Source organism: Chryseobacterium sp. S90, from assembly GCF_047444895.1.
Classification (GTDB): Bacteria; Bacteroidota; Bacteroidia; order Flavobacteriales; family Weeksellaceae; genus Chryseobacterium.
This window is the reverse complement of sequence record NZ_JBLGCX010000004.1, coordinates 185,938-198,119: the sequence shown is the minus strand read 5'-3', so window position 1 is coordinate 198,119 and position 12,182 is coordinate 185,938. Positions and strand designations below refer to the sequence as shown.

The 12,182-nt window shown below is 36.7% G+C and carries 11 protein-coding genes; 7 read left to right on the top strand and 4 right to left on the bottom strand.

Annotated elements, in window-relative coordinates; all coding sequences use genetic code 11:
• Positions 1–5: 5 nt before the first annotated feature.
• Together ACLMCG_RS12970 and ACLMCG_RS12965 are read left to right on the top strand one after the other, a co-directional pair.
• The gene (locus tag ACLMCG_RS12970) at positions 6–617 is read left to right on the top strand and encodes a YdeI/OmpD-associated family protein (protein WP_413959839.1); all 612 of its coding nucleotides are present in this window, start codon (positions 6–8) and stop codon (positions 615–617) included.
• Between the two features lie 16 nt (positions 618–633).
• Positions 634–2,193 (top strand): tetratricopeptide repeat protein, encoded by a 1,560-nt coding sequence (locus ACLMCG_RS12965; protein WP_413959838.1) that lies wholly within the window; start codon positions 634–636, stop codon positions 2,191–2,193.
• Here ACLMCG_RS12965 and ACLMCG_RS12960 read toward each other — a convergent pair whose 3' ends face one another.
• The 4 genes from ACLMCG_RS12960 to ACLMCG_RS12945 all read right to left on the bottom strand — a co-directional run bounded on the left by ACLMCG_RS12960 (position 2,194) and on the right by ACLMCG_RS12945 (position 6,636).
• Complete coding sequence (locus ACLMCG_RS12960; protein WP_413959837.1) at positions 2,194–3,105, bottom strand: hypothetical protein; 912 nt, start codon at positions 3,103–3,105, stop codon at positions 2,194–2,196.
• 11 nt (positions 3,106–3,116) lie between these two features.
• The gene (locus ACLMCG_RS12955; RefSeq protein WP_413959836.1) at positions 3,117–3,929 is read right to left on the bottom strand and encodes a hypothetical protein; all 813 of its coding nucleotides are present in this window, start codon (positions 3,927–3,929) and stop codon (positions 3,117–3,119) included.
• A gap of 10 nt (positions 3,930–3,939) precedes the next feature.
• Positions 3,940–4,800, bottom strand: coding sequence for a hypothetical protein (locus ACLMCG_RS12950; RefSeq protein WP_413959835.1), 861 nt, complete (start codon positions 4,798–4,800; stop codon positions 3,940–3,942).
• 564 nt (positions 4,801–5,364) lie between these two features.
• Positions 5,365–6,636, bottom strand: a complete 1,272-nt coding sequence (locus ACLMCG_RS12945) for a DUF4113 domain-containing protein (RefSeq protein ID WP_413959834.1) — start codon at positions 6,634–6,636, stop codon at positions 5,365–5,367.
• Positions 6,637–6,946: 310 nt separating this feature from the next.
• On the opposite strand from ACLMCG_RS12945, the gene ACLMCG_RS12940 reads away from it, so the two are divergent.
• The 5 genes from ACLMCG_RS12940 (at position 6,947) to ACLMCG_RS12920 (ending at position 12,181) form a co-directional block, all read left to right on the top strand.
• Positions 6,947–7,447 carry a M15 family metallopeptidase gene (locus ACLMCG_RS12940; protein ID WP_223598357.1) on the top strand — a complete coding sequence of 167 codons (501 nt, stop codon included), beginning with the start codon at positions 6,947–6,949 and terminating at the stop codon, positions 7,445–7,447.
• A 245-nt stretch (positions 7,448–7,692) separates the two neighbouring features.
• Entirely contained in the window at positions 7,693–8,730 is a 1,038-nt protein-coding gene (locus ACLMCG_RS12935; RefSeq protein WP_413959833.1) for a patatin-like phospholipase family protein, read from the top strand.
• A gap of 156 nt (positions 8,731–8,886) precedes the next feature.
• Positions 8,887–9,132: a hypothetical protein gene (locus tag ACLMCG_RS12930; protein ID WP_413959832.1), complete on the top strand. Its 246-nt coding sequence runs from the start codon at positions 8,887–8,889 to the stop codon at positions 9,130–9,132.
• 233 nt (positions 9,133–9,365) lie between these two features.
• Complete coding sequence (locus ACLMCG_RS12925) at positions 9,366–10,001, top strand: leucine-rich repeat domain-containing protein (protein ID WP_413959831.1); 636 nt, start codon at positions 9,366–9,368, stop codon at positions 9,999–10,001.
• A gap of 8 nt (positions 10,002–10,009) precedes the next feature.
• Positions 10,010–12,181 (top strand): hypothetical protein, encoded by a 2,172-nt coding sequence (locus ACLMCG_RS12920; RefSeq protein ID WP_413959830.1) that lies wholly within the window; start codon positions 10,010–10,012, stop codon positions 12,179–12,181.
• Position 12,182: the final 1 nt, after the last annotated feature.

The following is a 12,182-nucleotide window of genomic DNA, read 5'->3' as shown; positions in this document are numbered from 1 at the left end:
ATGCTATGGAAAAATACAGTCCTAAAATAGATACCTATATTGAAAAATCACAGGATTTTGCTAAGCCTATCCTGCATTATATCCGTGAAACGGTTCATGAATTCTGCCCTGATGCTGAAGAAACCATGAAATGGAGTTTTCCTCATTTTATCTATAAAGGAAAAAACCTGTGTGCTATGGCTTCCTTCAAACAACACTGTACTTTTGGATTCTGGTTGGAAAAGGAAATGAAAACCATGCAGGAGATAACTCAGAATATTGAGAAGAATTCAATGTTCAGCTTAGGAAAAATAACAGGAATGGAAGATCTTCCCTCCAAACCTCAGCTGAAGAAAGCAATAAAAGAAGCCATGGAGCTTACGGATATGGGTGTCACAATGAAGAAAGCCTCACCTTCTAAGACAGAAATGGAAGTTCCTGACTATTTTCAGTCTGCTTTACATGCTCATCCAAAGGCTTCGGATATTTTTAAAAAGGCTGCACCATCATTCAGAAAAGAGTATATTGCATGGGTTACAGAAGCCAAAACAGAAGCTACCAGAAATAAAAGATTGGAACAGTCTTTGGAATGGATAGCGGAAGGTAAAGGCCGTAACTGGAAATACCAAAAAAAATAAACACAAAAAAAACACAATGAAGAAAAAAATTATTCTCTTTTTCTTCCTTATTATTTCGGTTTCTACATTCTCTCAGGCAATTGATTTTGAGAGACAGTATAAATATGCCCGTACTCTTTCATCCAGGAATCCGGACAGTTCGGAAATCGTTCTGAATAAGATTATAGATTCAGCGCAGAGAAGAAATCTCCCTGAATTTCTTGCTAAAGCTTATTATTTAAAATCATTCAACAGTTATTTAAAATCTGATGCTGAGAAAAGTCTTGACTTTGCAGATAAAGCCCTTAAAATATCTACCCAAAATGATTATGCTATCGGGAAAGCTCTGGCTTACAGAATGCAGGGAACCCAATATGCAAAGCTCGGATTGCTTAAAGAATCTTCTACAAGTCTTCGCAATGCCCTGTCTGAAGTAAAAAATAACAATACAGAGGAAGGGCATGAGCTGAAAGGAATGATCTTTAATTCTTTTTTGATCCTTCTCAATAAGAATCAGTATAAAGAAAAAGAGTTGTATTCTAAAAATGCCATTCAGGAATTTCAGAAGCTTAAAAATACAGCCCGGCGAAACGAACTGCTGATCTCCGCTTATACCAATATGGGATATAATTTATCGGAAGTAAAAAAATTTAAAGAGGCTAAATACTATTTCGTAAAAGCCCTTTCTTTAGTAAGAGAAAACAATCATTATCTGCAGTCTAATATTCTGAATGATATTGGGTTCTCATTATCGAAACAGAATAAGCCGGACAGTGCTGTGATTTATTATCAGAAAGCACTAGCTATTGTAGATCAGTATGGCTTCAATGAAAAAAAGATTGAGATCACGAAAAACCTTGAGGAAGCCTACACTCAGCTTCATGATGAACCGAATACGGAGAAATATAAACTTGAAAATCTTAAATTAAAAGACAGTATCGCTTACAACAAAGCAATGGCGGTCAACAAAACCTTATCCAAAAAAGAGGAAAGTTTTGATCAGCAGCTCAATAAGAGCCATTCCATTTCGAAGGGGCTTATTATAGTGTGTCTTGGCTTAATCATTGTTTTAGGGATTGTCATTTTTAACAGCATTCGTCTCCGCAAAAAGCATAAAGAAGCTGTTGCCAAAATTTACAAAGAAGGTATTTCTCCGGTGGTTTATGAAGAAGACCCTCAGGAAGTTTCTGATGATATCCAAAATAAAAATACCTCTACTCCCACAGAAATAAAAATTTCACCGGAAGTAGAGGAAAACATATTACACGGATTAAAAATATTTGAAGAAAACCTTGAGTTTAACAACAAAAATATTTCACGTTATAATCTTGCAAACACCCTGAATATCAACACAAAATATCTTTCAGCGGTTATTAAGAAACATAAGAAATTCAATTTCAATCAATACATTAATCACCTGAGGATCAATTATATTGTCAACCAACTAAAAAACGAACCGCAGTACAGAAAGTACAAGATTAATCACCTTTCTGAAATCACGGGATATTCTTCTCACAGTGCTTTTTCTCTTGAATTCAAGAAGATCACAGGGCTGCATCCGTCTGCATTTATCAAAACACTGGATGAAATCTCCTGACTACTGTTCTGCTATTGTCAAGTTATTATAGCCGCCGGTGTTATTTAATGAAAAATTGGCAACGATTGAATTATTTAAATTAAACCAGATGTAAGGCATCAGTCTCTGCCCTGCTGTCATGTAAAATGAGGCGGTACAGTTACTTCCTGCATCAATATTTCCTACACTGTTTGAAGACATTGTATTAACACATTTTACCGTATTTACAATATTGGTAACCGCTAACCCCGTTGTATTGTCATAAAGCTGCCAGATCGCTTCTATCTGAATAGGATTTAAAGGATCCGTAGTATAATTAATTGCTAATGGAGCAAGATCCGTCGTGAAAGAAGCTACATAAATTCCATTGCGGGGTGCAGTAAAAATACCAGTGGCAGCATTAAAACTCGTGCCGGAATTACTTTCAAAAGTTTTACTCCAGTCTACAAGATAGTTACTTGCTCTGTTCTGTAATCCTGCAGTAATTGTCGGAATAGACGGAGTTGCCAGTTTTACATTATTATTGGTTTTGGCTGCAATAACGATTACTTTATTATTTGTGGGTTGTGCGGTGAGCAAAGGAAGCCATTCATTTCCATTAGAATATTCCACTCCATTGTTATAACGTATTGCTCCTTCATCAGCGGCAAGTGCAGTGAGTGAAGAAGCTCCAAAGCCAATGGCTCCGTTTCCGGAATTTCTGGCATCAACTTTCGTAACCGGGACGAGCGTTCCCACTCCTATTTTTCCGGTGCTGTTCACAAGAATATCATTACTCTGCTGGGCCGGGGTAAATGTCGGTCCTGAAACCGGATTATCTTTTTGTCCATCAGTATGCAGGATACCCTGTGGATTTGGAGTATTGATTCCAATCTGTGAAAAAACACACTGGAAGCTTAAAGTCATTAAAATCAGTAAACAATTTTTTTTCATCATCTTTCTTTTTATAATCCGAAAATACTTAAAGAAGTAAGTGTAGCATCAGTATCCAAAGTTTTTGAACTTCCCAGTTTCTGATTCAGACTTACGGTAATATTATCCCCTTGATTCAGGTTAAAAATTCCTGAACAGTTCCCTGCAACACGGTTTCCAATGGTATTGGTTCCGGGGTAACTTCCTACACATTTGAACACCTTATTGGTAGTGGAAGATGTTGAATTGGTTTGGATTAAAGTTTCATATCTTGAATCATTCGCAATACTTCCCGATGCTAATGAAAAGGTAAAGGATACAATATACACTCCTGTTTTTGAAGCAGTAAAGGTTCCTGTGCCAGCATTAAAGCTGCTATTCACATCCGTTTTTTTAGTCCAGCCGGTAACAGCGGTCTGCACACCATCAGTAAAGCTTTGTACCGAAGAGTTTTCTGCGTCTACAAAATCATTGGATATTTTATGAGCCAGTGTAATCCATGAAGTTCCGTTAGAATAGCTCAGATCCTGAGTTCCTGAGTTATACCTCAACGCTCCGGCCTTTGCTGCAGAAGCAGACTGTGAAGTTCCTCCAATTCCGATTGCATTTAAACGTTCATTGGATCTAAGGTCCAGTCTGGTTTTGGGGGATTTTGTTCCTGCTCCTACATTTCCGGCGGGAGTAATAACTACATCATCATAATAACTGGAAGGTATTGAGACATTTGTATTTTTCTGTCCATCTATATGCACCGTTCCTTCCGGGGCAGACATATTGATTCCTATCTGAGCGTTCATCCACATACCGCAGCAAATGAATAAAGCCAGTTTTAATTTTTTTCTCATATCAAATGTGTTATTGTTCTAAAATAGAAAGGTTTACAAAGCCATAATCATTACTTGCAGAAGTAAGATCTGTTCTTAAACTTAGATTGCCATTATAAACAAACTGGTAGATATAAGGCTGAAGAGTGTCGCCTTTATTCAGCTGAACTCCGGCAACACAAGAACCTGCAACTTGTGCCTGTTTAGAATTATTCGAGAAAGATTTCACACATTTCTTAACAGTATTGCTTCCGTTCACGACATATCTCGCTTCCGAGAAATAGCCTGAGGCAATAGGGATTCTTACGAAATCATAGGTAAAAGAGACAAGATACACTCCGGTTCTTGGTGCTGTAAAAATACCTGTTCCGGGAGTGAAGTTTGCTGTTGGATCAGAGATTTCCGTCCATCCGGTAATACCCGTAGAAACCTGATAGGGAACTTTAACGGCGAAATTCGCTGCCTGAAGATTGGCTACCACTACAGCTTTGGTAGGAGAAGAAATAAGATCCTGCCATACAATACCATCTGAGTATTGCATCTTTCCGCCATTCAGCGGATTATATCTTACAGCACCTCCACCTGCTGATGAGGCAGCCTGGCTGGTCTCTCCTATTCCGATTGAATTATCTGTGTTAACTGCTGATCGTGCATCTATCTTAACAGCAGGAGATAATGTTCCGATTCCTATTTCTCCTGTGGAAGTTATGACGACATCGTTGGCTGCTTGGGCCGCGGAAGGAACTCCGGATGTCGGATTATCTTTTGCCCCATCCACATGGAAAGTGGTTTGAGGGTTTGAGGTATTAATACCAACCTGCGCTTTTGAGTAACTTATTGTAAAGCACAAGGAAATCAGTATTCCCTTCATCCAAATACTTAGATTTTTCATTTGATCTGTGGTTTTTAAACGTGTACAATTCTCGGTCAAAGATAAATGCAAAAGCACATCGCATACAATAGCTGCCCTTAGACCAAAAACACATAACCAACTGATAACAAATCAAATAAGCCTTTACTTTACATTGTCAAAATACGGAATTTTACTATTTAAAATAAAACTACCGTCCTATTTTTTGGGAAATTTTTATAGGATTTTTACTTTTTAAAGAAAATTATTATTCCGAAAACCTATTTAGAAAAAAGATTGAAGGTCATGAATAAGTTCACCATAGGATTTATTTTCTCCTGATTTCAATATTTTACCTGTCTCGAATTCTTCAATAATGATGTCATAGTAATTACTTTTAGGATAGTGAAATTTGAAATATAGACAACAATATTTTCTTTCTGTAATCCTAAAGCTGTAATATCGCCATCCCAATAATCAACTATCTCATATCCGAAAAAATTTTCCCGGGACAATTGCTTTAATAAATTATTGATTTCAGTCGTTTTATTTTTCATTCAGAAAGAAAGACGAAAAATAAGCAGAATTTTTGAATGAGGAATAGCTTTAATGAAATCTGAAATTAGCTTCCGGCAAGGTATTTTTTTTCAGGAAAGCCTCATACTCCGGAGATAGCTTTGCACGTCCGAAGGTATTCTCACCGCTCATACTACCAAGACGCACTTTATCCTTACCATATTTCCTGTTCATGGCATCCATAGCTCTCATCACGGGAAGGTGCTGGTTTTGTATATCTTCTTCAAAAAGACCGATCTGTCTCTGATCTTCGGGAACAAAATCATTCACCATAACTCCTGCTCTTTTGTAATGAAACCCGTCTCTGTAAATGGCTTCAAAAAGTTCATTCACCACTCTTCCTATTAAAATTGATGAATTGGTAGGATTGGAAAGAATCCGGGTCATTGCATTTCTGTATTCAGGCAGATCTTTCCTAAAACGATTGGTCTGCACAAAAACAGTAATCATTTTACAACAGGTATTCTGCTTTCTTAATCTCTCTGAACAATACATTCCAAAAGTTTCTACCCTTTCTCTTACTTCTTCTTTTTTCGTAAGCATCTGCATAAAACTTCGGGTAACAGCTATGGATTTTTTAGGCGAAGGAGAATCCAGCTCCAGCTGACGAATCCCCTTCAGTTCATTGATCATTCTTACTCCATGAATTCCCATAATCTTCCGAACCCATATTTCAGGTTTCTGAAGAAGATCCCAGGCTTTATAAACACCATTGTCATTCATTTTGACGGCCAGCCTTCTTCCGATTCCCCAAACATCTCCGATATTAAGCCATTTCAATGCCTTTTCAATTTTTTCAGGAGTATCCAGAATATAAACTCCACTAAAATTATCCGGAAAATCTTTTACAATTCTATTTGCTACTTTACATAAAGTCTTAGTGGGAGCAATTCCGATACTTACCGGAATATTTTCTTTCTCATTAATCTCATTTCTGATCTTAAGACAATATTCATACATATCAATGTATTTAAATCCTGTCAAATCAAGAAAAAGCTCATCAATACTGTAGACTTCATGATCAAGAACATAGGATTTGGCAATATTGATGACCTGCTGGCTTTTATAGTTATAGAGTTCAAATTTTGCAGAAAAACTTTTTACATCATGTTGTTGAAAAAGCTCCTTGTACTTGAATGCCGGAGCTGCCATAGGAATTCCCAGATCTTTTGCCTCTTTACTTCTGGATACAACGCACCCATCGTTGTTGGAAAGAACCACAACGGGTTTGCCCTCAAGATCCGGATCTAAAGTCCTTTCACAGGAAACAAAAAAGTTATTACAATCTACGAGTGCATACATGACAATTGTACAGTAAATATCTCTACAAAATTAGAATTTTTAAAGAATAAAATAAGCTTTTAGACTATAATTAACATCACATTTAACAGTCTGAAAAACAAACGAATGAAATTTTTAAATGCGACATGTTTTGTCGTATTAGCATTATAATTTCGCTCACAAAAACATTTTATCTAATCCCTTTTTATAGTCTCAATAATACCTGAAACAGCCAGGTTGAACACCGTAGAATTTTTAATAAAATTAAATAAAACACGTCAAGTTCCGTCGCTTCTGTTCTATACTTTTGTTATCATACAAAATAAGAAATATGGACAAAGTAACCTTAGAACGAATTCAGAAACTTCACCCGATGGTAAGAGATGAAGTAAAGCAAATTATACAGGAATGTGATGAAGCTCTTACCGGGAGAGCCAGGATACGGATCACTCAGGGACTAAGATCTTTTGAGGAGCAGGAAAAACTGTATGCGATCGGAAGAATTACTTCAGGAAAAAAGGTGACCAACGCTAAGGCAGGACAAAGCATCCACAATTATGGTCTTGCTGTAGATATCTGCCTGATGATTGGCGGTAAAACAGCAAGCTGGGATACGGTAAAAGACTGGGATAATGACAAAGTTGCTGACTGGTATGAGTGTGTAAAGATCTTTGCCCGTCATGGCTGGGACTGGGGTGGAAACTGGAAAACATTCAAGGATCTTCCGCACTTTGAAAAAAAGAGTATTCCTTCTAAAAAAGGACCTGTAAAAACCAGCTGGAGGACACTATTGAAGATGCCGAGAGATAAACAAAATTATGTTGTTTTTTAATTTTTATTAAAAACACACAAACAAACCTAACTAACTGATTTAAAGCTCTATTTTTTTAATAAAATTAATTAAAATCATTTATAATACGACAAGTTCTGTCGCTTCCTCCATCTATCTTTGCTTTATAAGAAAACACCAAAGCAATCTTTATAATAAGCTGAAACCAATAGACATTTTTTCGAAAATCTATTGGTTTTATTTGTCTAAAGCTGCCAGATGTTTCTTAAAAAAATGAAAAAAATAACATGAAAAAGACAACCATTCTTTCTTTGGACGGGGGCGGAATAAGAGGAATCATCACCTGCATTATTCTACGCTACATAGAAGAACAGCTTCAGTATTATGATAAGCCCACGGCAAAGCTTGGGGATTATTTTGATCTGGTGGCAGGCAGCAGTACCGGAGGTCTGATTGCTTCTATTATTCTATGTCCCGACGAAACCCGAAAAGCAAAATATTCTATTCAGAAAGGATTAGAATTATATGCGGAAAAGGGCGGCGATATCTTCCAGGTTTCCTTTTGGGAAAAACTGGTTAATCCATTCGGATTATTGAATGAAAAAATTCCACAGGAATCTCTTGAAAGGAATTTAAATGACTTTTTTGGAAATTTAGAATTAAAAGAATTAATAAAACCATGTTTAATAACAAGTTACGACATTGAAAACAGAAGAGCAAAACTTTTCAATTCATGGAAAGCCAACCTCAGCACAGATAACTTCTATGTAAAAGATATTTGCAGAGCGACTTCAGCTGCTCCAACGTATTTTAGTCCGGTACAGATCAAATCGATGTATGGACAGATCTTCAGCCTGATTGATGGAGGAATGTTTGCTAATAATCCCGCTCTTTGTGCTTATGCGGAAGCGAGAAAAATTCCTTTTGCAGAAGTTTTGAAAAATCATCAGAAAGCCAACCATCCGAGTGTAAATGATATGATTATTGTTTCTATCGGAACAGGAATTGAAGCCAGACCTTATCCTTTTAAAAAACTGGAAAAAGCTGGAAAAATTGGCTGGGTAAGCCCTATAATTGATATTTTAATGTCTGCCAATGCAGAAACAGTAGATTATCAGCTGGAGCAGATGTTTCAGACGCTAGGTTTGAGAAATCAGAAAAACTATTACCGTGTGAATCCTTCACTGAAAAACGCTTCTCCTGCAATGGATAACGTAAGAAGGTCTAATATTGAAAATCTGATACAGGCCGGATTAAGCTATATTGATGATAACAGAGAAATCCTGAATCAGATTGTTCAAAAACTCATCAGAAATAAAATATAAGCTTTGGACCTTATAACTGATTAATATAAGCCCTAAAGATTATATTTAAAATTAGAAAATATTTTTTTAACACGTCAAGTTTTGTCGTTTTGCCCCACTACCTTTGGAGTATCAAAAAAACACAAAACAACAATCTATAAAAATTTTTAACCGCCTTTGAATTCAACATGCACTTATGCTGAACAGCCTGAAATATGTTCAAAATATAATCAAAACCCAACAACACAAAACATGGAAACTCCCAATCTTAATACCAACATACTCTTCGACGAAAACCTCTATACTATAGAATGGAGTGACATTGAAAAGACTGAGATAGACTATGAAAACTATCTCAATGATATTGAAAACTTCTTCAGAGAAGATTTTGAAGAAACAGTACTTGAAGAAGATACTCTTTAAATAAAAGAAAAATAAAACACGACAAAGTTCTGACGCTGTCCAACACTATTTTTTGAAATCTCTATAATACGCGTACAGCAATCTCATTAAACATTCTCAACATCTTTGATTCACCATTCACAAAATGCTGGACAGCCAGAACTATGTCTGAAAATATAGTACAAAAGTGAATCTGTTTCCCGAAGACAGGACACAACAATCAATTTATTAACTAACAAATCACACAACGTTTTATGAAAACAAAAGAAGAATTAAAACTCTATTTCGAAAATGGAGATATCCCAAAGCAGGAAGACTTTTGGGAATGGCAGAACTCTTACTGGCATAAGGATGAGAAAATCACCCAAAACTCTATTGAAAGCATTGAAAAGGTAATACCTTTTTTCACAAATGGTAATGAACTTCTTGGTTCAGCAGTAGTAATTACCATTCCATCTAACACTAAAAAAATTATTGATGGTGCATATGCCTTTTCGGGAATGAATTATCAGGTTTTGAAAGTAAATTTAAATGAAGGACTTGAAGAAATAGGACTATCTGCCTTTTTGGGACAAAATATTAAAAGTATCAAAACACCTTCGACATTAAAAATCATTAAAGACCAGGCGTTTTGGGATCAAAAAAACAGTATTAACGGGCCTGATTCATTGGAAGAAATCATCCTGAATGAAGGCTTAACAACCATTGGAGCACAAGCATTTTATTGCCCCAGAGCAACTGTTATCGAAGCCTTATACATTCCAAGCACAGTAACATCTGTTGGACAAAACGCATTTGCAATCCCTTCCTTAAAAACAGTTTCTGCTCCTTCAGGATTAGATTTAAGCAACTCAGGAATCCCTGCTACAACCACAATTACCTATAGATAAAAACAAATATGAAAACAAAAGAAGAATTAAAAAAATATTTCGAAAACGGAGATATTCCAGTACAGGAAGAATTCTGGGAGTGGCAGGAATCTTATTGGCATAAAGATGAAAAAATTCCAGCAGATAAATTAGACTATGACCTATCTCAAAAAGCAGATATAACTGCTTCCAATCTAAGTCCTCAAAACGCACAGCTTTGGAAAGATAAAATTGAAACTCAAACAACTATTCAGGCTCCACAATTGAATGGAAACGTCTTAACAGTATTTTATACAGGTGAGAATGGTATCCAGCAAAGTAAATCGGTAGATTTAAGCAGTTTGATAACCCGTGATATCAGTATTGAGAATGCAGTATATGATGCCTCTCAAAATATTATTACAATTACCCAGAATGATGGTTCAGCCTTTCACATTAATCTTTCAGAATTCAGTATCATTCCAACCACCAATTCTGATGGAAGTGTAACATTGTCTCAGGAAGGACAGGAAAAAGTTACCCTGAAAAAAGTAGCTGTAACAGGCAGCTATAATGACCTTTCTGATAAACCGTCCTTTAGCGGGAATGATAATTTACAAAATGTTATCGACAGAGGTAACGGAACAACTAAACCTATTATTTTCCACCCGGGCGAAGGCAGAGCAGGCGAAATAAATTTCAGTCCTACAACTTATTCTTTATGGTTCGGAAATATGAATACAGACCATACCGGAACATATGGAATCGGAATCGGATACAATACTCTGCCAAAGCTAACAACCGGGCTAAGTGATATTGCTATAGGAGGTTTTGCAGGTGCAAATTTAACAACAGGAGATTGGAATACTCTTATTGGGGTAAATAGCGGCTCTCTTTTAACTACCGGAAACTATAATGTAATGATAGGAACTGAAGCTGGCAAAAACTCAACATCTGCTCTTTCATGTACTTATGTGGGAGATGAAGCAGGTGTTAAAAATATCGATGGAAAATATAATACTGCTTTAGGAGTTGGAGCCGGATACTGGCTTACTCATGGAGTTCAAAATACATTCCTTGGTGCTTATGCCGGTCAGACTCATGGAAAAGTTACTACCTCAGGTGCCTGGGGCTCCAATACATTTATCGGATATAACGCAGCCTCTACCACTCATGCTATGGGTGTTTGGGGAGATAACAACGTCGTCATCGGCTGTAATGCTCCATTAGGAGGTTCCACATTTAATAAACTGGTTATTGAATCCAATCCGGTAGCAAGACGTCATGATTTCGTTACCCCATTAATTGGTGGAGACTTTGCCGCAAGAACACTGGATTTTGATGCTGTAGTTTCTGCAAGAAGAACTCCTCTCGCTGACAACACTTATACAAAAGTAGCTGTTCTGAATGCCGGTAATGTATTTGGATATAAAAACTTATCAGACTTTACTGATTTTGTCCCATTGGCAGGAACCTCTGGAACTCCTGTAGCCGGTAATATTCAATTCACAAATGAAGATTCAACGGAAAGACTTCTTTATAGAATCAACGAACCTGACAGCGTAAAAAGTGCCCTTGGTTTATTTCCTGAATCTGTAATGATGTTTTCTGGTGACTTAGATGGGACGAATGCTGCAAGTGTTGATGTAAGTAAAGAAAATGGGGTTTTCGCGTTTGGTCATGGTTCGCATTTGATGCTAAATGACACAGGTGCTGCTTTGCGACAAGCCAATGGAGGAACAGTAAAAGGAATTTTTGTAAGCTCAAATTCTGATGAACCGGTATTTATAGAACATGAAACGATAAACTCCCGGGGATTAAGTTCTAAAACTTATTTCGGAGACAATGCCCAGGAAAATGATTATATCCAGAAACAATATGCAGACAAACAGCATTCCTACAGTACTAAAGAAGAGTTGACAGGTGGAAAATGGATCAACGGAAAGCCTGTTTACAAGAAAACCTTATATCTGGATCAGATTCCAAGAACAGGTGAAATTGATCTGAAGGCTGAATTCCCCGACCTCGAAACTATTATCTCCAACGAAATGTTTACAGAATGGTATGATCTTAAAACCGCATTTGCAGGTAACCAATGGCGAACAAAAGCTTACATCACCATCGAAAGAGAAATGGCTATCATAGAACTATTGAACGTACCTGATTATGACTATTCCCGTATCAACTCATTTACGCTAACTCTTGAGTACACAAAAAAATAAA

What these genes read in the sequence shown, in the direction of transcription:
- ACLMCG_RS12970 (WP_413959839.1), top strand. Translation starts at nt 6, where the DNA reads ATGGAAAAATACAGTCCTAAAATAGATACCTATATTGAAAAATCACAG.
- ACLMCG_RS12965 (WP_413959838.1), top strand. Translation starts at nt 634, where the DNA reads ATGAAGAAAAAAATTATTCTCTTTTTCTTCCTTATTATTTCGGTTTCT.
- ACLMCG_RS12960 (WP_413959837.1), bottom strand. Translation starts at nt 3,105, where the DNA reads ATGAAAAAAAATTGTTTACTGATTTTAATGACTTTAAGCTTCCAGTGT.
- ACLMCG_RS12955 (WP_413959836.1), bottom strand. Translation starts at nt 3,929, where the DNA reads ATGAGAAAAAAATTAAAACTGGCTTTATTCATTTGCTGCGGTATGTGG.
- ACLMCG_RS12950 (WP_413959835.1), bottom strand. Translation starts at nt 4,800, where the DNA reads ATGAAAAATCTAAGTATTTGGATGAAGGGAATACTGATTTCCTTGTGC.
- ACLMCG_RS12945 (WP_413959834.1), bottom strand. Translation starts at nt 6,636, where the DNA reads ATGTATGCACTCGTAGATTGTAATAACTTTTTTGTTTCCTGTGAAAGG.
- ACLMCG_RS12940 (WP_223598357.1), top strand. Translation starts at nt 6,947, where the DNA reads ATGGACAAAGTAACCTTAGAACGAATTCAGAAACTTCACCCGATGGTA.
- ACLMCG_RS12935 (WP_413959833.1), top strand. Translation starts at nt 7,693, where the DNA reads ATGAAAAAGACAACCATTCTTTCTTTGGACGGGGGCGGAATAAGAGGA.
- ACLMCG_RS12925 (WP_413959831.1), top strand. Translation starts at nt 9,366, where the DNA reads ATGAAAACAAAAGAAGAATTAAAACTCTATTTCGAAAATGGAGATATC.
- ACLMCG_RS12920 (WP_413959830.1), top strand. Translation starts at nt 10,010, where the DNA reads ATGAAAACAAAAGAAGAATTAAAAAAATATTTCGAAAACGGAGATATT.